16 protein-coding genes and 1 pseudogene are annotated in these 19,283 nt (G+C 48.8%); 8 read left to right on the top strand and 9 right to left on the bottom strand.

Translation table 11 applies throughout. The features are described from left to right. Positions 1-255: 255 nt before the first annotated feature. Both nudC and F1593_RS11770 read left to right on the top strand, forming a co-directional pair. A complete protein-coding gene (gene nudC / locus F1593_RS11775) occupies positions 256-1,116 on the top strand; it encodes an NAD(+) diphosphatase (protein WP_172632066.1) in 861 nt (286 codons plus the stop codon). 484 nt (positions 1,117-1,600) lie between these two features. Further along, the gene (locus F1593_RS11770) at positions 1,601-2,800 is read left to right on the top strand and encodes a lipid II:glycine glycyltransferase FemX (protein WP_172632065.1); all 1,200 of its coding nucleotides are present in this window, start codon (positions 1,601-1,603) and stop codon (positions 2,798-2,800) included. Positions 2,801-2,979: 179 nt separating this feature from the next. Here F1593_RS11770 and F1593_RS11765 read toward each other — a convergent pair whose 3' ends face one another. Beyond that, positions 2,980-3,618, bottom strand: coding sequence for a TetR/AcrR family transcriptional regulator (locus tag F1593_RS11765; RefSeq protein WP_149401757.1), 639 nt, complete (start codon positions 3,616-3,618; stop codon positions 2,980-2,982). 463 nt (positions 3,619-4,081) lie between these two features. Between F1593_RS11765 and F1593_RS11760 the strand changes: the two genes are divergently transcribed. Next, positions 4,082-5,020, top strand: a complete 939-nt coding sequence (locus tag F1593_RS11760; protein WP_149401756.1) for a serine/threonine protein kinase — start codon at positions 4,082-4,084, stop codon at positions 5,018-5,020. 86 nt (positions 5,021-5,106) lie between these two features. Here the strand turns inward: F1593_RS11760 and F1593_RS28325 are convergent, their stop codons facing one another. Continuing rightward, positions 5,107-5,262, bottom strand: coding sequence for a DUF5679 domain-containing protein (locus F1593_RS28325; protein ID WP_172632064.1), 156 nt, complete (start codon positions 5,260-5,262; stop codon positions 5,107-5,109). 380 nt (positions 5,263-5,642) lie between these two features. Next, complete coding sequence (locus F1593_RS11755) at positions 5,643-7,079, bottom strand: MFS transporter (protein WP_149401755.1); 1,437 nt, start codon at positions 7,077-7,079, stop codon at positions 5,643-5,645. Positions 7,080-7,590: 511 nt separating this feature from the next. Here F1593_RS11755 and F1593_RS11750 point away from each other — a divergent pair. Together F1593_RS11750 and F1593_RS11745 are read left to right on the top strand one after the other, a co-directional pair. Then, positions 7,591-8,925 carry a hypothetical protein gene (locus F1593_RS11750; RefSeq protein ID WP_149401754.1) on the top strand — a complete coding sequence of 445 codons (1,335 nt, stop codon included), beginning with the start codon at positions 7,591-7,593 and terminating at the stop codon, positions 8,923-8,925. Between the two features lie 1,893 nt (positions 8,926-10,818). Next, positions 10,819-13,311, top strand: a complete 2,493-nt coding sequence (locus F1593_RS11745) for a hypothetical protein (protein ID WP_149401753.1) — start codon at positions 10,819-10,821, stop codon at positions 13,309-13,311. Positions 13,312-13,907: 596 nt separating this feature from the next. Here F1593_RS11745 and F1593_RS28320 read toward each other — a convergent pair. After that, entirely contained in the window at positions 13,908-14,075 is a 168-nt protein-coding gene (locus tag F1593_RS28320) for a hypothetical protein (protein WP_172632063.1), read from the bottom strand. A gap of 128 nt (positions 14,076-14,203) precedes the next feature. Beyond that, a complete protein-coding gene (locus F1593_RS29280) occupies positions 14,204-15,130 on the bottom strand; it encodes an alpha/beta hydrolase family protein (protein ID WP_371873826.1) in 927 nt (308 codons plus the stop codon). Between F1593_RS29280 and F1593_RS29275 the strand changes: the two genes are divergently transcribed. Beyond that, the gene (locus tag F1593_RS29275) at positions 15,012-15,323 is read left to right on the top strand and encodes a hypothetical protein (RefSeq protein ID WP_235932558.1); all 312 of its coding nucleotides are present in this window, start codon (positions 15,012-15,014) and stop codon (positions 15,321-15,323) included. The genes F1593_RS29280 and F1593_RS29275 overlap by 119 nt on opposite strands. A gap of 69 nt (positions 15,324-15,392) precedes the next feature. Here F1593_RS29275 and F1593_RS11730 read toward each other — a convergent pair whose 3' ends face one another. Continuing rightward, positions 15,393-16,256 (bottom strand): alpha/beta fold hydrolase, encoded by an 864-nt coding sequence (locus tag F1593_RS11730; protein ID WP_149401751.1) that lies wholly within the window; start codon positions 16,254-16,256, stop codon positions 15,393-15,395. A 15-nt stretch (positions 16,257-16,271) separates the two neighbouring features. Beyond that, positions 16,272-16,907: a TetR/AcrR family transcriptional regulator gene (locus tag F1593_RS11725; protein WP_172632061.1), complete on the bottom strand. Its 636-nt coding sequence runs from the start codon at positions 16,905-16,907 to the stop codon at positions 16,272-16,274. A gap of 212 nt (positions 16,908-17,119) precedes the next feature. Between F1593_RS11725 and F1593_RS11720 the strand changes: the two genes are divergently transcribed. Next, a complete protein-coding gene (locus F1593_RS11720; RefSeq protein ID WP_149401749.1) occupies positions 17,120-17,347 on the top strand; it encodes a hypothetical protein in 228 nt (75 codons plus the stop codon). Here F1593_RS11720 and F1593_RS29270 read toward each other — a convergent pair. Then, positions 17,342-17,518: pseudogene (locus F1593_RS29270) on the bottom strand (winged helix-turn-helix transcriptional regulator); the annotation flags it as partial. The gene F1593_RS11720 and the pseudogene F1593_RS29270 sit on opposite strands and share 6 nt — an antisense overlap. A 27-nt stretch (positions 17,519-17,545) precedes the next feature. Here F1593_RS29270 and F1593_RS29830 point away from each other — a divergent pair. Next, positions 17,546-17,677, top strand: coding sequence for a DUF1330 domain-containing protein (locus tag F1593_RS29830; RefSeq protein ID WP_371873821.1), 132 nt, complete (start codon positions 17,546-17,548; stop codon positions 17,675-17,677). Between the two features lie 241 nt (positions 17,678-17,918). Here the strand turns inward: F1593_RS29830 and F1593_RS11705 are convergent, their stop codons facing one another. Beyond that, entirely contained in the window at positions 17,919-19,211 is a 1,293-nt protein-coding gene (locus F1593_RS11705) for an erythromycin esterase family protein (RefSeq protein ID WP_149401748.1), read from the bottom strand. Positions 19,212-19,283: the final 72 nt, after the last annotated feature.

The raw sequence follows: 19,283 nt of genomic DNA, 5'->3' as shown, positions 1-19,283 counted from the left end.
TTTTGCCGCCTGCGCAGGGAGGAGAGAGAGAGCTCGGACACATTGAGTTTACTACTAGTAATACGGAACAGATGGACAATTTGTTCAACAGTAGGAAGCTGGTATGGTCAGCTAAGACTTACAGCTCAACAAAAGCACGTTGGATGCCTCCTGATCGTTCTCAGAACTGGAGATCGTGTGATACTATAAATTCAAGTCAGGAAGAGGATGTATCGAAAACCTCAAGTAATGCAACAATGCGATAAAGGATATACAATGGAAAACACCGATAGTGTCGGCGGATACAAGAGATTTGAGCGCGTCTATCCACCAGCGGCCATCCCAGAAGGGTCAGTACTCTGGTTTCCACAACAAAACAACAAACTGCTGGTGCATGTCCATGACGATAAAATTTCCCTGCTTGAGGGAGATGCTCTCCTTATCGCTAGCTTGCCCCATCAATCACCACTCTATATCGGACGACTCAATGGGCAACCCTGTCTGGCTACAATCATCGATCCCGATGCCAGTTTGCCAGAGGATTGGAAAGCGATTGGATTACGGGAACTGTACAGGCGCACAACAGATATTGAGTACAATATCGCCAGCTACGCGGCTCAACTCATCAACTGGCACAGGATCAGCCGCTATTGTCCTGTGTGCAGCGCGCCCATGGAACCAGTACCGGGCGGATGGGGGAGACGCTGTACCCGTGGCGATTATAGTGGATATCCTCCTGTTATCCCGGCTATTATTGTCCTTATCCATGATGGGGACCGTATACTGATGGGTCATAAACCCGGTTGGGGAGACCGCTATGGCTTAATTGCTGGCTTTGTCGAGCCCGGTGAGATGCTTGAGGAATGTGTTGAGCGCGAAGTTAAAGAAGAAACGGGCATAGCTGTCACCGATCTGGTTTATGTTACCAGCCAACCGTGGCCTTTTCCCAGCCAGCTTATGATTGGCTATATGGCACGTTATAAAGAGGGAACATTCCAGCCTACCGATGACGAGCTTGATGATATTCGCTGGTTCACACGCGACAACCTGCCAGAACTACCTCCGCCTTCAAGCCTGGCTTATGAATTGATTACGCTCTGGCTCAAACAACAATCGGTAAAAGAAGACGCTAAATAGCTTATTTGATTAGCTCGACTTTGTATATTTTTAGGCTTTTGAGCCTGCGAAAAAGGGCCAGGTGTGCAAGCGCGTGCAAAAACCCATATGTGAAGAGAGCGACATCCCGACGACAGAGAAAGCAAGGTACTTTCAGACTATTCCATTTACAGGTAAGTACAACACAAATGCACTTACTACCTCTCAAATTCGCATTTACTATTCAATAACGACGCAGAATGAAGGCGATCCCCTTTGGATGGCTGCACACAGAAAAAGTCATTGACACACTTTCTTTCCATTGCGATAATGGGCTTGAGGTAGACATGACGCACCTCCTGATACGACGAACATTTTGAGACTCTTTCTATCGTAGCAGATTGGCTCGTTTATCGTTCCTTTTTTCCATTTTCTAAAAAACCTATTATCGAAAGTTTGTGGTGGTTGGTACATATCTCATATGCTCATACTCGCCCCCACAACAAAGAGAAATTTGGGGGCAGTTATGAAAGCACAAATAATCACTGATCGCCAGTTATGGAATACATTTATTGCGAATTCAGAAGGCTGTAATGTTACGCAAACCTATGAATGGGGAGAACTCATGTCCAGCCGCGCTGGAGAGATGCTCCCGATTGGCGTCCTGAATGACGAGGGAGAGCTTTGCGCCGCCATGTTGATCATTATATCCAAGGCAGCTCTCCTCAAAGCGACCTATTTCTATGCACCTCGCGGCCCCATCATTGACAATCCTGAAACGCCAGCGATGGATATTTTACTTGCGTTCGCGAAAGACGAGGCCCGCAAACGCCATGCATTTATGCTTAAAATTGAACCAGGCGTTCCCCATGATGATGAAGCCTGGTTACGTGCGCTAGCCAGACGGGGATTTTGCAAGAATCCTGAAGCACGCCATCTCCGTCATGAATGGGTTCTGGATCTACGACCGGATGAGCAAAAAATATTGGCCGGTATGAAAAAAACCTGGCGCTACTGTGTCCGCCTGGCAGGCCGTAAGGATGTGCAGATACGCCACGGTTCTGGTCCTCAGGATCTCCATATTTTCTATACATTATTGAAAACCACCAGCAATCGCGATACATTCTTTATTTATGAGGAAAGCTTCTATGAGCGTCTCATGACGCTGTATGGTGAGCGCGCCAAAATTATGATCGCCGAATACGAAGGACAACCACTGGCCGCCGCTTTACTGGTCACCCATGGACGCTGGTGCTGGTATATGTATGGAGCCTCCAGCAACGAACATCGAGACCGTATGCCCAATCACTTGCTGCAATGGACCGCCTTTCAATGGGCCAAAGCTCAGGGCTGCTGGTACTATAATTTCAGAGGCATTCCCGATGTGCTGGAAGAGGGCGATCCGATGTGGGGCATCTATGTCTTTAAGAGTGGTTTTGGCGGTTACGCGATACGATCACTGGAGACCCAGGATCTGGCCTATCAGCCCGCTCTCTACCGTCTCTATCGCTTTCTCCTCTCCGCCCGTGATTGGTATAAGAAAAGCCAGGCCGAGAAACGTCAGCGTGCGGTACAACAGAAAAAAAATGTCATTAAACAACAGCAACAGGCTGCAGCAGGCCAATCCCAGCAGCATGAGACTGCCAGCGCGCAACCGGCAGTAGTACAGGAAGAAAAAGTCCAGGCCAAGGCTACGACAAGTAGCACCAATGAACGACGCGGATAACACTCGCTCAGCATGATTACTCTGCTTACTATTCATTCTCTTGTGTATGCTCTCCCCGATTCTTTATGCCAGAAGAACAGGGAGAAACAGACACGAGAGAATGAACAATAGTGTTAAGGCATTTTAATAAAAAATTGTATTTCTTGCTATAGCAGCAAAAAAACAGACACGACTCATGCTTAAGACTGTTGCTCTGTGGCAAAGGAGAATTGTCCACCAATACCACGAAAGTAAATGCCCAGTGAATAACGCATAATCTCTTTGGGATCATAGCCTCTCTCGATCAGAGAGCGGTAGGTGCGAGGAGATAGCAAACTGAAGAAACTCGTTGTCATGAGAGGCGTTGGAATCAAGGTATCAAACTCACCATTGGCCTTACCTTCATCCAGCAAAGCCGAAACCTCCTGAACAATTTCAGCAAAAATAGGCTGCGCTTGATGCTTTACGGTCATCGTAAAATCATCACTATTGATAAAAATATACATGAGATGTCCACGACGCTCTTTAGGATCGCTATATATTGTTTTAACAAATTTCTCTAATCGGCTCTGCACACTCTGATGCGTAGCGTAGATTTTTTTCAAGCAAGTGAGGATACCGACCATTTCACGCTCAAAAAAAGCAAGCATCAAATCTTCTTTTTTGGCGAAGTGGAGATAAAGGGTTCCTTTGGCGATGCCAACCCGCGCCGCGATTTCGTCCATAGAAGTATCACGGTAGCCTTTTTCAAGCAATACATCTTCAGCGACCTGTAAAATGAGCAGTTCGCGCTCCTGACGTTGCTTCTCCTTGAGAGAGCGAGGTTGCGGCGTATCCATAATAATTGCCTCCTTGCCTGTTGCATAATAAGTGTTGGCTGATGACTACTTATTATATAAAGTGACTTGTTAGTCATTATATTAACGGTCAGGTCATCCAATGTCAAGCATTCATTGCGCAAATACTAAAAAGACAAGGGAGAAAAAAGGCTATGCAGGTTCAATGCTCCCCTGAATTGAGCAGGAGCGATGAAAGTATCCCTCTATATCTCCGAATAATAGAAAGTTTGTACGACCACTTCTCAGGCTAAACTGTGCATAACTGCCGTTTGCTTATCACAAAATTATAACATCTTGGATGCAAGACAGTATGCAAATATAATCCATTTAGGATAGTCCGTCTCTATTAGTTGACAACGCTTGATTTGTACTTGTACAATCGCAGTAATGATCCACAAATGCCGCAGCGTTAAGAAATATCAAGCAGAAGCGTAGAAAAATAAAAAGATGAATTTTACTATTCATGAATGAGAGCCGTTACGCAGACCAACATATTGGTAATTACCAGATAAAGCAGTTACTCGGAAAAAGCGATTTATCTGAAGTCTATCTTGCGACAAATACGGAAACGCAAACACCGGTTGCGCTGAAACTTCACTATGGACGCTGGACAGGCGAAAGTGCGGAAAAGTTTCTGAACCAATCGGCTGCGCTCATGCAACTACAGCATCCAAACATTGTACCGATTCTGGACTATGGCATTGAGGATGATGTAGCGTACCTGACTATGCGCTATGCGCCCAATGGTTCGCTGCGACAACGTTATCCAAAGGGGATGCGTCTCAGCCTGGAAACCGTGCTGCAACTGGTTGAACAAATTACACCAGCGCTGCAATACACCCATGAGCAAGGTTTAGTTCATCGTGATATCAAACCTCATAATTTGCTGCTGGGACCCAACGATGAAATCTTGCTGAGTGACTTTGGCACAGCCATTACCTCACACAGCCTCAGTCCCATCCATGCCTCTCTGCGCGAATTCGAAGGAACGACCCCTTATGCAGCGCCTGAACAATTGCAAGGCAAACCGCGCCGTGGAAGTGATCAATATGCGCTGGGCATCATGGTGTATGAATGGCTGAGTGGAGATTGGCCATTTACCGGGACATTCCACGAAATCACCCATCAGCATCTCTTTGTAGCACCGCCTGCGTTCAAAGAGCGCGGCGTGTATTGTCCTGAGAATGTTGAAAAAGTTATCTTACGCGCACTGGAAAAGGATGCAACTAGGCGCTTCCCCAGCGTAAAGCGTTTCACGGAAGAACTCGTCTGGTCCTATAAGATCGCGCAGGCCAGAGGTATTTTAACAGATCCAGCATTGGCGACACCGACCGTCTCTAAATCACAACAGGTGGTGAGCAAAACACAATTTAAATCCCCACGCCACTTGAAATTTTCCTGACAGATAGCACCGCCATCTCTACAAAAACTGAAAAAGCCCCAGGCTCTAAAAAAGAGCCCTGGGGCTTTATGCATTTAGCTCAAAGCTTATGCTTTTTGGCTGGAAAGAATACGCGTCAATTTAGTACCACAAACTGAGCAAGTTCCCTGTAAAGCAGGCTTGCCATTTTTCATTGTGATCTGATGAGGGTCCTTCATGTCGCGTTTTTCTTTGCACTTTACACAATATGCTACATCTGCCATTTCTATCTCCTCACTAATATTGTTCATATTCATGTGGTGCATGAGCCTGAATGTAAGGAGGCTATCATGCGCTTCTCTTGTTGTAACGGATCATAGTCGCACTAAGACTCACAAATGAAACCAGTTATCCCTGGAGATTAGAAAATTTGAGTCGTGGCAACCCCTAAGCAAGCCATCACGATAGTATTCTCCTTGTCTCTCCGGAAAATGGGGTTCCTGGTATCAAGCACTACGCTAAATATGAGTATACACCTGAAGATGAGATTTTCAACAAGCAGGCACTATATCGGGCGCATAAAATTCGTCAAAAGCAAAAATAGCCTGTAAAAAACCGGCAGAAACATTGCAGTTTCTACCGGTCGCAATGTTTGCGTCGAAACTCAAGCCTGGATAGTATCGTGCCGATAAGCACGCATATAAAACACACTGACCAGCGAACAGACGCCCAGAATAGCCGAGAAAGCCATCAAGCCATAGAAGCCACCCAGGTCAATAGAAAAGCCTCCTATTGAGGCTCCTACAAGTTGTCCAATTCCCATGACCACCGAATAGAGTCCCATGGCGCTCCCATTCATGTCCGGCTTGCGCTCAGAAATCGAAGCCATTTGTGTCAGTGAAACAGGGGTAAAACCGCTGAGCAACAACACGCCAATCATCACCAACGGGAGTAAGAGCCATAGCCATACGCTGGTCTCCTGGGTAAGGGATGAGACATTTTCGGCCAATCCATTGATAGCTGTCAGGGCGGCGATACAAAGTGCCAGCCCGGCCAGGCCGATCAACATCACCGTAGTGCGGCGTAAATGTGGTATCACCAACAACCAGAGTCCCATGCCCAATAAAAACAGCAGTCCAAATCCACCAAAGATAAGCGTTGCGGAACTCTTGCCGAAACCACCATAGAGCAATTGATGTGGATGACGTAAGTCAGCAGCTGGATTAGGATAGGTAAGTGTGATCACAATCAGGGTAATCCAGGCGCCTACCAGAGTATTAACTGACAGCCAGGCAGGCAAAAAGATTGCAATATGCCTATCTCGTAACAGGAAGAAACTGCTCATGAGCGAGGGGGTATTTTTTGCCCGCCATGTACGGAACTGACGCTCTTTAACAAAGAAAGCCACTACCAGCACATTGCAGAGATGGAGGGCCATCACAACCAGGAAACCCCAATTTCCCAATAGTACGCTAACCTGTCCTCCAAAAGGGATTGCCAGTGCCAGCCCACCGACCGTTGCCACTTCAAAGGCAGTCATCACCTTTGTGCGCAATCCTGGCAGGCCATAGGTGCTATCCGTAATATAGCCGAGGCTGGCAGGAGTATTCAATGCCGTGGTCGCGCCCTCTAGCAAACGACCACAAAGGATTAAACACAGCAGGAAAAAGAGCTGAATAGAGAAATATCTTGCATCTGGATGTGGATAAATCCAGGTGCTCAATAACAGACACAGTGCGGCCAATGCACCCAGCATAGGCGCTCCCAATAAGAAGGGCTTGCGTCCAATACGATCAGAAATGCTCCCAGAGAGTGGCGCGAGCAGAAGTTCGCTCAGATAGAAAGACTCAAGGACCAGCGCGACGACTCCAGCCGAAGTAAAATGTTCGCCAAGATAAAAGCCGAGCAGGACAAAACTGATACGACTGGCGACACGTAAGAGCAATGAAGAAAAAATGCTAGCTCCCACAGATACATAGTGGGCATGCGAAGGAAGCACAGGAACAGGACCAGCGAGCGATCCCTCAAACCGATCATTCTGGCTCGTTAAAGCGATAGCTGGTTTCGATTGAATATGTTTATCAATGGCGTTTGGCTTCATAATCCATCCAATTTTTTCTTTTACGTAGCATCTCCACTTAATGATAGAAGAAATTTGTCACAGAAAGATCTCAAACGTGTCGCCAAGTAAAAAAAACTCTGGCACTTATATAACGATGGATATCCATCCTTAACCACAATCTTCAAGATGAGAAAACGCCTGTGACATGTATCCACTCTTTAAAAAGAGATGAATCAACTCGCTACTCTGTTTCTTAAAGCCAAATCTATGCACTATTTAGCACCCATAATAGCTCGTAAACTCTTCACAAGGACTGTACAATATGCTACCCTACCCACAGGAATCTCATGCGCACTGCAGTGTAAGCCAGATAGAAGCTATCTCCAACCACAATAATGTAAGAACTTGTTTCAAACAAAACGATCTGGCATATGCGGGCGGTCAGGGTACGAATAGCCAGCCTGAGGTATACAATAAGAAGAGAACCGTCATAGGCGACTCATAGACGAATTTGTATTGCTTATATCAGGTATCTTGAAGGGAATTCTTGATGGAAAAACATCAACAACAAGAGCTTCAACTCGTCACAACCGAAAAGATCAAAAATACGCATCATACTGACAATAAGAATACTATTGATACGGCAAAAGATGCCCAGGTTGTGCTCACAGACGAAAGCGAAATCGAGAGTGGTAACGATAGTGAGCTTTCTACTCTGCTCAGTCAGACCATAACCGATATTACGGATTACATGACGGAGGAAGAGGCGACCGAATATATCGCGCGTATTCTCGATGGGGTTGAAATTGAGAGCGAAAATACGCTGTTTGAGAATGTCACACCATACATTCCAGAGAATATTAAAGTTACCAACTACCGTCCTGATCAAGCAGTGCGCGAGGCCTCGCTGGCACGGAAAAATATGTGGCGTCCAGGCGATGGCGAAATATCCTATCTGGCCTCAAATACGCTTGAGGTCTATTTAGGAACCCCTGAGAGGCCGCTAGAGATACCACAGGCACTCAAGCAAATTCGTCAGTTGAGCGAAAGTACTGTTTTAACGGCTCGCATCGTATTGGGACTCTGGAATATTCGGCGACACAATGATCGCGTAGCCAAAAATGGTAGTGCTGCGATTCTTCTCGAAGAGATTTTACAATGGCAAGGTGTGCAAAAGCATAGCCGCATCGCTCATCCCGGAACCACCAAGCGTTATACAGATGGTTATCGCACAGAACAGAAACAGCGTGTCCTTCAGGATCTAGCGCTTCTGGCATCCTGTAATGTGCGGGGAAATTGTACCATGATTGTTAAAGGCAAAGCTGTTTCGATCCAGGTAGATGGAACCTATATGCGCTATTCGGCGTTTAGCCGCAAGACACTGCTGAATGAAAATGTCATCATCGGCTTTATGGTGTCCCCGGGTGACTGGATTAGCACCTATGAACAACACCAGAACCAATATCTGGCTGAAGTAGATACGCAAATTTTTAAACTGAATCCCCAAAATGATAGCTACGCATTGCGCCTGGCGCTCTACCTTTCCGAGCGCTGGCGTGAACAAGCCAAACAGGGGGATTTTAGTACTCCGATCATGATGTCTGAATTACTGGCATCCAGCATGATCGAAGTAGACGAGCGCCATATGACCTCACGCTTTGTCCCTCGCATCGAAGCCGCGCTGGAAAAATTAGAGAATATGGGCATCATTGGTAAACAGGTTTGCCTGAGCAAAGTGGATAGAAACCAGACTCGGTGGAGTAAAGAATGGATAGCCTCCCGCTGGGAGATCCTCCCCCCTTTGAAATTAATTCAAGAATATCAGGCCATAAACAATCCTATGCGCAAACGGCTTCGTAAAACCCGCACACGCGAGCGAGACTAAGCAGACAGTTGATACATCCCCACCAGGGTGTGGCGCATTCTGTATTCAGCGAGATCGTGTATACACTGGTGCGCTGCATCCTCCCATTCACTACCACCTTGATAAAACCATTCCCCACCAGGGTCCGGTGCATTTCTAAACGCACAAAATATCGAGAAACAGTCGTCCCCACCGGGGTCCGGCGCGTTTGATTGGTACGCATCAATTTCATATGCACTTGAGCAAATAGAATTCAGCAATATTTTTAATCGTATAAAAAAACAGAAAACACTCTCACAATAGGGGTCAAGGGCTCAAACAACCCCACCAGGGTTCGGTGCATTTTTGCTTTTTCTAATGACAAACAACCCCACCAGGGTCCGGTGCATTTTTATTCCAAATTGGCGTCGATACCCCCACCAGGGTTGGGCGCATTTTTGTTCTTCTAACACCAAATTACCCCACCAGGGTTCGGTGCATTTTTGCTTTTTCTAATGACAAACAACCCCACCAGGGTCCGGTGCATTTTTATATTCGATGACCCAAAATAACCCCACCGGGGTTGGGCGCATTTTCACATCCTATATTGTCAGATAACCCCACCAGGGTCCGGTGCATTTTTATTCCAAATTAATACACTCCGACAGAGTGAATGCTCCCAATAGGAAACATCATTAAAATACCAGTTTCTACCTATATATAAGGACGTCTCGCATTTTTATCTATCAATCAACCCCACCAGGGTCTGGCGCAAATTGGACACAACCCGAAATTAAAGCCAGTATTCACCTTAATTACGAAGCGATGCCAGGGTTAAAAAGATGGGGCAGCTTTATCTTGCCCCTTATAAATAGGTAGGTATATTTAACTTTTCCCTCGCAGAAATATCCTTTTAACATGCTAAAATTTTGTTAACCTTTATAAGTATGAAAATGTTCGAGGAAAGACCGCTCTTGTCGAACCCCACCATGGTTAGGCGCATTTTTATTCTAAATTGGTGTCGATAGCCCCACCAGGGTCCGGTGCATTTTCACATCCTATGATGCCGAAATACCCCACCATGGTTAGGCGCATTTTTATTCTAAATTGGTGTCGATAGCCCCACCAGGGTCCGGTGCATTTTGGGGATGAATGGGGAAAATAACCCCACCGGAGTACGGCGCATTTCTGCTTTTGGCAATGCCAAATAACCCCACCAGGGTTCGGTGCATTTCTATCCCAAAATGGTATCAATAACCCCACCAGGGTTCGGTGCATTTTGGGGTCAGAAAGGTAACAAAACTGGACAAAAAACAGGATTCATCAGGCATAATTTATTACTAGAATTACCCCACCAGGGTCCGGCGCATTTCCTAATACAGAACATACAATGATAAAAATCTATTTGATAATAAGTAGAAGTGGCGCACAGACCGTTTGCTAATAAGTCAGGTTGTATTGACATGTAAACACCATAATATTTACATAAATAACTGTAAGAAAAAGAGTAAAAAAAATGATCAGTAAAGGATTTCACGTCAAGCAAACAACCAGATAAACGTAAATGGAAGGAATATACCAGAAGTACTGTGCTCAAAGGGAAAAAACCCCACCAGGGTGCGGTGAAAACCCCACCAGGGTGCGGTGAAAACCCCACCATGGTACGGCGCGTTTCTGAGCGTAAAACCTCCAGACTCATAAACCACATTTGCCTTGTAGTACCACTAGTAAAACATGATTTCTCAAGGTACTATATACATCACAACTTGAAGTTGTAGAGAGGCGCGGATTACACAATAAATCAACATAATGTTCCATCTTGGGGTGATATAAATTCCCGCGCAACTCTGCTCATAACACTATTATGATCTACTCGCTAATCAAGCAAGCATCAAATTTTAAAATTTTTGAGGGGATTCGGTGGTGGCTGGAAATATGAACAAAGCACGAGCTAGAAAATCAACGGATATTTCATCGTCTACATCGGTCAATGAAGAAGCGGAGACGTATATGCAACAAAGTGTGCTCGGAGAAAGGGGGCGGAGAGGAGAAGCGCAGCCTGTCTCAGAGTTTGCCGCAGTCACGTTATCACAAAATAACGTCTATGAGCACATCAATGCTGATGTTCTGGAATTCATTGCGACCCTTTTTCCTACTGGCGGACTCGAATTTATCGCACGTGTACTCCAGAACGCAAAGATCATCCAGAACGTCTTACCTGGCCTGGAATTTCTGGGAGAGAAGGTCGCTGTCATCAGCGTCCGAACGATCCGTCATCTTGCCCAGGCAATCCATTGGGGTTATGATACGACCCACAAATATGTTGTTGTCTTTGCAGCCTTAGGATTGCTCTTTCGCCACAAACACGGCAAAGAAGTCCAATTAGTCTTCCCACTCCAAAAAATCGAGAAGCCAACCACAGTAGCTGCTCTGGACAAACTCATCACTCAGAGCCGCCCTAAAGTAAGCCAATTCACCAGAAAGGTGAAAGAACGCCTGATACTCAATAAGCTACTGGCAAGCCATCTGGATATGGAGATGGGACCCTTCCCGCTTGACGCAGATGCCCCTATACGCCTTCACAACGCCGTTTATGGACCGATGTTAGAGATAATGCGGTCTGAAGACATTGAGGCGTCTAAAGGGCAGCATATCGCGTTACGCATCATCAGTGAAGTTATGAGCAAAATATTTTCACCATCAACATTCACTGTGGACAAGCAAGCAATAAGCCCGAAGATGCGTATCGAGAAAACAAGCAAACAGACAAAGAAAACCATTCAGGCAAGCCCACGACAGTCTACCCGTGAAACTAGGAAAAGTCTCCCTGAAATACAAAAAGTCTCCTCACAGGGTAGACTCGAGACTGAACATGTTGAACCTGAGTCGACAGAAAAGTCTCCTTTTTCCTGGAAAGTCTCCTCACAGGGTAGACTCGAGACTGAACATGTTGAATCTGAGTCGACAGAAAAGTCTTCTTCTCCCTGGAAAGTCTCCTCTCAGGGTAGACTCGAGACTGAACATGTTGAACCTGAGTCGACAGAAAAGTCTCCTTCTCGCTGGAAAGTCTCCTCACAGGGTAGACTCGAGACTGAGCATGTTGAACCTGAGTCGACAGAAAAGTCTTCTTATGCGGATGGATATCCACAAAAGGATGAAGAAGTCTACCAACAACCTTATGAAGAGAAGACTTTCGAGGAGGAATCTCTCGAAGGGGAAAACTTAATCGTAAGCGTGCTTTACCGCTACGATGATCTGCTAACAGATCCGAATGTTTGCTGGCAAAGATCAGCTCTCCCTCCCATTTTCTTCAAGCAGGTTCACGATCAGTTATATACCCATTACCTGCGTATGTATAACGCTGGTCTACTCAGTCGTACCAGAGGATACATGTGGAAGTCGATTGAATTAAACATTATTCGCACACTTGCGTTATCCTATAGGATACGTAATTTTAACGCCTGCGCTTATGTTTTTGAGTGTACGGGACGTCAGTATATTCCTACAGACAAAGATCAGTATCCACCAGCGGTAGACTCTCAACAACCAGTAGCGAGTCAGTATCCACCAGCGGTAGACTCTCAACAACCAGTAGCGAGTCAGTATCCACCAGCGGTAGACTCTCAACAACCGGTAGCGAGTCAGTATCCACCAGCGGTAGACTCTCAACAACCGGTAGCGAGTCAGTATCCACCAGCGGTAGACTCTCAACAACCAGTAGCGAGTCAGTATCCACCAGCGGTAGACTCTCAACAACCAGTAGCGAGTCAGTATCCACCAGCGGTAGACTCATTCGCGTCTGAGTATCCCTCAACTGTGGCGAATACAACCCTCACAGAGTCTACCCCCCAGGCAGCCTCAGAAGGTTGTTTGCAGGAGCCTGAGGATGAGGAAGATCCCTACGTCCGCCATCAGCGCTTCTGGGACAATATCGCGAAGGCAGCCAATACTACACCGCCACGTATCCCTGAAACGATTGACTCGGAGCTTTACGTAAAAGACCTCTACGAGGTCTTACGTGAACGTAATATTAATATATTATTTAATATATTATTTAATAACGTTACGTTACGTAGAGAGGGTGCTCGCTTTCTTTCAGAAACCTTCGATAGTCAGGAAACAGACAAAGAAAAACTTCATAAACAAAACGAACAACTTTTGAGCAATTTTAGTGCTAAAGTTGTGATGAATGCTTTTTTCGATACAGTCCTGTCAATGCATGAGCCTGGTTATACAACCCTACAAAATCCAGGAGCCTATTTCACCTCGCGTTGTAAATATTACAAACACCATGCAGTTGAGGAGGAGACCCTTAAGCTGATCAACAATTATGCAACTATGACCTATGAGCAATTTGCCGCTGAAATGAGAATTTTGATCAATAGCGGTAAAAAGATCCGTACAAAACAATACAAGCGGAGCCGGTAGATGGCGCCACTATATTTCGGGATTCTTTCACAAGTGGACGATATTTCCCTTTTTCTTTTGTCATAGGTCTATAGTGATCATCGGTTTCGGTGTGAATGCCGCGCCGTGCGCGACCTTTTCTACCGGTGTGTCTGACGTGGATGTATCTGGGGTTGGAGTTCGTTGTCATACAGCAGAAAGTGTTGGTCACCTTTGGAAGGGACAACCAGGATAAACTTTTTTGAAGGCTCTCGTCTGAGGAAATATCCAGCTCATTCATTCTCCTTCTGCTGCTGGATCTCGCGAGTCTCCAGATCGGTGAGTCCTCCGCCAGGATGCCGATTCGCAAAAATCTCACGCACCAGTTGCGCAGCGGCTTCGACCGATCACTTTTGCAATACTCAGCAATAGGTTGCGCACCTCGCGCCACGTAGAGGTCCACCATACCACCACCGATGTCGATGCAGGCTCCCATGGTGCTTTTTGTCATGAGCAATTTCATGGTTCAGGGTGCTCCGTTAGGAGCATGGCTTATTTGGACCGTATTGGGATGCCCTCTCAAAGGCATAAAGTGGTCGAAGAGCCACATATGGTAAAGCAGTACTCATATTGATCGCTTAACGATCAATATATGGATCGTGCGGCTCATTGCGTGCCGCCTCGAGAATCTTCTGGGCCACATCTTCAGCACTATCGGGTTCTGGTCCGCCTTGTCGTGGGCGCGGCCCCTGGTGATTTGTCTTTGGAGTTGCTAAGCTATTAGCCTTGTGGGGTGAAGCTGCCAAGCTTCCCCACCCCCACCCATGTCTCAGACGCCGCCGCGGGATGGCTAACGCCTCACCAAGGGCCCGACTGCCCCGGAGGTTGTCCGCGACCGAATCGATCAGAAACCGCGACTGCGTTTCTGAGAGTTTCACCTGGATTCAATTCGACCCAGTGGATTGGGACTCTGCATCAAAGCCATGCGCGCTGCCGGCCAGGTGGGGTCTTCGGGGTAGAGCGCGGTGCGCAGGTAGGCCCAGGTAAGCTGCTGGACCGCAGCCAGTAGCTTGGGGTTCTCGTCGGTCGTTTCAGCCGCGTCGTACCCGGCAACCCCGCCAAGCCCATGTTTTGCACCAAACAACGTAAGCAAGCACTTGGGGCCGGGACTCAGGATGTACGGATCAGCATGCCAGTCCGCACCCCGAACCGTCAGATGGGGGGAGACATCTTTATCGCCCGCGACCACGAGGGCCGGCGTCGTCATCTCAGCAAAGCTGGGGTACAAGAAGAATGGATAATGCTCAGCCGCGAACGCGCTGAGATCAGCACCGCCTCTGCCAGGCGCGGCAAGCAGCACACCCGCTTTGATCCGGGAATCGGCCATATCCACTTCCGTTCCGTCATTGGGATCGGTAAGCCGCGCGCCCAACAGCATACTTGTCGTATGTCCGCCCATTGAATGCCCGGCTGCGGCGATCCGGCTTCGATCCAGGCGCCCGCTGAGTTGCGGCACGGAAGCCTCGATAAGGTCAAGCTGGTCGAGGATGCGCTTCATGTCCTCTACGCGGGACCGCCAGAACAAGGGTCCTCCGGGAGCGTCTCTGAGGCCTAGCGCCCTTGAGTCGAGATGGGTGGGCTGGATCACGACGAAGCCGTGAGCAGCCCAGAAATCGGCGAGTGGGCTGTAGCCGTGCAACGAGGAAAGATACCACGAGTTTCCGTGGCCGTGTGAGAAGAGGATGATGGGGAGATCGCGCCCGGTCACAGGGGCGGAAACTCGCATCTGCAAATCCACAGCACGCCCCGGAGTTGGCAGCACTACAGGACTGACAGAGACGACAGGAGTAGGCGCACTCATGGTCACGGATGTCGCTGCCATGTCTGATTCATTCATAGAAAGATCTTCCTTCCACTATTTCGCGTATGATAATACTAATCGGAACTTTGCTCCGATTAGTATTATACGGAACGTTGTTCCGTATGTCAAGCGATTGTTTGAGGGAGGGACCATTGCCACGATTGCCGAAACTGCCGAGCCACTGATCGCGTAGCCGAAAAGCACTGCGAGAAAATCGATCACATCGTAGCGGCCAAAACGCTTCCGCGCAAAATGCACTTGCTCATTCCCCTTCCTTTTGCGGCGTTTCCAGTGCGAGGTCAATTGATGTTGGTCGCTCGTCTCCCGTTGGGATTGACGAGCCAGCCTGAATGCGTTGGACAAACGTGCCAAGGGAGCGCGCGAGGCTGACTGGCTCTTTCAATGGGAGTTGATGGCTGCTGTCCAACCACTGAATAGAAAACTCTGGATGCAAGTGCCCCAGTTGTTCTCCTCCAGATCGCCATAGGGCATTGTTTCGCTCAGCGCGCTCCCCCTTTTCCCCGGCACTTTTCGTTGCCAGAACCAGTTCCACGGGACAATCCAGTTGCTCATAGACCGAAAGAAGCTGCTCGCGGCTCCTATTGAGCTCAATGGTAAGCGTCGCATACTCATCAGGCGTGAGGCGATAGCCCATACCAACCAGAGACAAAAGCAAAGGCCCGTATTTCACCGCTGGTGTCTTGAGTCGCCTTCTTGTATCCTCGGGATCACTCACCAGGTTGACCGGCACAGCTCCATCAATGAGAAACAACCCTGCCACCCTCCCTGGATGGCGTGCCGCATACCAGACAGCTAGATCTGCCCCCAGAGACCAGCCGACCAGAATCGGTCGATCGAGAGCAACCTTGTCCATCATGGCCTCCGCATCCGCCAGGAAGCTCTCCAAGGAGGTGTTATGCGCGGTGGTGGTTTTCCCATGATTGCGAAAATCGAAGGTCACGAGCCGATACTGCCCTTCGAGTTTCGCAATGATCCGCTTCCAGGACACTTGTGTTGCCCCACCACCGTTGAAGAACAGGAGCGTCTGCCCCTGGCCAGTCTCACTGACCGCGAGTTGCACATCTCCATTGGCGACTTTGTAGTGTTTTACCTCTGTTCTTGACATGCTGTCTCTCCCTTTCTATTGCTCAAATAAGCCCTGAAACAGGGCCTGCAACCCAAAGTCAAACTCCTGGTCAGCATTCCACTGTGCGAGCTCTGGCAAGAGCGTGTGAAGCCTGGGGTAGTGGTCTGCCGGAAAGTGTTGCCAGACCGTCGGACCGCTTGGCCCTGGTTCCAGATCCGCGATTGCTTGCGTTCCCGTGCCGAGCAAGGTATGCCCAACAATAAAACCGACCAGGCATTGGAGCGCATAGATGGACTGAACGCCGGTGATCTGTGCCAGGTGGAGTGTTCCCAGAAGGTGATCTAACATGGCGAGAGAGGCTGATGTGCGCAGCGGACTGGTTGCCACGAGTGGAAGCACCCGTGGATGAGCGCGGAGCACATCCCGAAAAGCATGAGCAATGGCCCACAATTCCTCGCGTGGCGTGGCATTGGGGCGCAGAGGCAACGGTGCCTGAATGATGAGCAGTTCGATTACCCCATCAAATACAGCTCGCTTACTCTCCACATGGTTGTAGAGCGACATCGCCTCGACCCCAAGCGAAGCTCCGAGCTTGCGCATACTAAAACCTTCCAGCCCTTCTTGATCAAGCAAGCGCAGGGCGGCTTCTAACACCCGTTGCCGTGTGAGCGGATCACCAGATTTCGTCATGATCCTCATCCTTTTTGTCCTATACTTACAGTGTAAGCTTACACTGTAAGTATAGGACAGAGAAAGAAGGATGTCAAGCTCCCTTTTTTCGGTGTTTATTCATGAGCTAAACTCGTTGCGCATCCCGTGGGTAGAAACCTCGCCACGTCTCCTTCCGTTCAAGCGTTCAATGTGTACCAGGCGCACTTCAGCGACACTGCCCAGGTGCAGGTGTGATCCTCAACGATCCGGGGCATGACCTGCGTCAGGTACAGTACCGTGGGGCAATTATTCAGGTGGCGACGGCGCTCTCACAAGTGTCGCATGTCACCGCCGTGCAGGCACCACGGGCGGCGAGTCAGCCAGTGGCCTCGTCATCATTCTTTGCGACGGATGGGAGCGCGGTGGTCATCACGCTTTCGCTCAATGTCGATCCCTCGTCGTTAGAAGTAGAGCAATAGCAAGGTCAACATTCGATGGGTGATACCCTGGAAGGAACGATGCAATTCGTTAAAACGCTTAGTTCCTGAAAGCAAATGAAACACAATGACACTTTTCCATTTGCCTCCTATTACATCCAATGCTGCTTCCACTGAGCACCAGAGGCGGTTGAAGGGAACTGGCAGCCGCAAGCGGTAGCGATCCTGGAATTTGAGGATGTGGAGCACTTCAACCGCTGGTATCACTCACCTGAGTATCGGGAGGTTATGCCGCTCCGCTTGCAGGGGCTACCTCGCGGGGAATGCTCTTACAGGGAGCTTAAAAGGTCTTTTACCTGTCACAATAGGTGACTCCTATGATATGGCATACAAGAGAGACCAACCGCTGAGATGTGCTCTCTTGTATGCCACTGCTCTGCACTCAGTGTATCTCATCCGTTTTTTGGAGCCAGAAAAATGACCAGTTTATTGATCTGTGGCTGTGTCATAACGAAAGGCTAAATCACCTCAAATGGTGTGCATATTGGAATGGTCTCTTTAGAAGCATCTCAAAGGCGAGGACGTGATTGCTCGGAACGTGCGCTCCAGTCTTCTAGAAATGGCCCCACCCGTTGTATGTCGCTGTATCCAGGACAGCGAACCAATCGAAATCGGTGAAGCTTTGGGCACCCAGTGATTCATAGCTCCTGTTCTTCTGACTGCCAGAGCGAATCGGAAGTGCCGCCATTTCCTCGGCAGGAAGCCCTTGCCCTTGATGGGTGGGAATGAACCGCACTGGTCCGGGAGCGGATGTGAACCGCGCCTCAAGTGTCCCGGCTTCTGGCTGGCTGATCCCGTTGGCTAGCGAGGAGCCTACGGCTGAGCCGATGACGGCATAGCGGCGACCGAACAGTTCATGAAGATGAGATCCAACGGGCCACCAGATCACCGTCTCATTCCCCCATTGCACCTTTCCACGCTTGAGATGGATATTGTGGGCAAAAACCAATACGTTGCCTCGACCCTGTTCACGGGAGACGATGTACGCCAGATTCTCTGCCATCATTGCGGCACGGATGCCGAGCAGGCGGGCCTGGCGCTTCTCGGACGTTTGCGCGAGCGTAGCATGAAAGTTCAGGAGCTGCCGAGCCATCACTGCATAGTGGACGGCTTCTTGATAGCGGCTCTCGTCGCTCTTCGCGACCAATTCGGGATAGCGCACGCGCAGTTCTGAAATCAGCTCCTCTGTCTCGATCCGCAATGCGGTTGCCTCCGGTGATCGACCTATCGCTTGCGTCGGGTCGAGCACGGTAGCCGGATTCTCCCAGGCAGCGTCCTGTCCGAGCAGCGGGTCGATGCGCTTGCGATACTCCTGGCCGAGGGCCTCATCTCTCTCGCTGAGGTAATCAAGCACAAAATGCAGTGTCTGGCGGGGACTATCTGCGATCACATCGGTTGGGCTATCGAACCCATAGAACTGGAGTTTTGTAGGGTGAGCTGGATCAGCATTGTAGTGTCTCATCCACTCGACCAGTTCTCGATTCGCTTCGAACTTTCCGAAACCGTGGCTAAAGCCAGTATCTTGCAACTCCTCATAGGATGCTGGACCCCGGCCAAGCACGTAGTCGTTGGCGATAGATCCCTGAGGAAAACCGCTCTCAATGGCAATGGCGCTGTAGCCATGGGCTTCTACAAGGCGTTGGAAGAGTTGGTTGCGAAGGACAAGCAGTTCGTCCCCTCCATGGAGCGCTTCTCCAAAGCCAAGCACTTCTACCGCATTGCCAAGTGAGTCGATCACCGTATCCACGGCGGCGTTGAAATCCGGGCGAGAATCGAGCGAGAATGGAAGCACCTCGTGTGCAATCCAGTCGCCGAGTGTCGCATATACTCTTGCAGCGTGCGTCATGAGTCTACCCTCCGTTGTTTTCACTGTCACATTCATCTAATGAGAAATCTTCTCCTTCTGCTGAATCTCACT

The sequence above is a fragment of the Dictyobacter arantiisoli genome (assembly GCF_008326305.1).
GTDB lineage: Bacteria > Chloroflexota > Ktedonobacteria > Ktedonobacterales > Ktedonobacteraceae > Dictyobacter > Dictyobacter arantiisoli.
This window is presented reverse-complemented; position numbering and strand designations above follow the sequence as displayed.

Coding starts and splice junctions, on each gene's coding strand:
- nudC (WP_172632066.1), top strand. CDS start 256: ATGGAAAACACCGATAGTGTCGGCGGATACAAGAGATTTGAGCGCGTC.
- F1593_RS11770 (WP_172632065.1), top strand. CDS start 1,601: ATGAAAGCACAAATAATCACTGATCGCCAGTTATGGAATACATTTATT.
- F1593_RS11765 (WP_149401757.1), bottom strand. CDS start 3,618: ATGGATACGCCGCAACCTCGCTCTCTCAAGGAGAAGCAACGTCAGGAG.
- F1593_RS11760 (WP_149401756.1), top strand. CDS start 4,082: ATGAATGAGAGCCGTTACGCAGACCAACATATTGGTAATTACCAGATA.
- F1593_RS28325 (WP_172632064.1), bottom strand. CDS start 5,262: ATGGCAGATGTAGCATATTGTGTAAAGTGCAAAGAAAAACGCGACATG.
- F1593_RS11755 (WP_149401755.1), bottom strand. CDS start 7,079: ATGAAGCCAAACGCCATTGATAAACATATTCAATCGAAACCAGCTATC.
- F1593_RS11750 (WP_149401754.1), top strand. CDS start 7,591: ATGGAAAAACATCAACAACAAGAGCTTCAACTCGTCACAACCGAAAAG.
- F1593_RS11745 (WP_149401753.1), top strand. CDS start 10,819: ATGAACAAAGCACGAGCTAGAAAATCAACGGATATTTCATCGTCTACA.
- F1593_RS29275 (WP_235932558.1), top strand. CDS start 15,012: ATGATGGGGAGATCGCGCCCGGTCACAGGGGCGGAAACTCGCATCTGC.
- F1593_RS29280 (WP_371873826.1), bottom strand. CDS start 15,130: ATGAGTGCGCCTACTCCTGTCGTCTCTGTCAGTCCTGTAGTGCTGCCA.
- F1593_RS11730 (WP_149401751.1), bottom strand. CDS start 16,256: ATGTCAAGAACAGAGGTAAAACACTACAAAGTCGCCAATGGAGATGTG.
- F1593_RS11725 (WP_172632061.1), bottom strand. CDS start 16,907: ATGACGAAATCTGGTGATCCGCTCACACGGCAACGGGTGTTAGAAGCC.
- F1593_RS11705 (WP_149401748.1), bottom strand. CDS start 19,211: ATGACGCACGCTGCAAGAGTATATGCGACACTCGGCGACTGGATTGCA.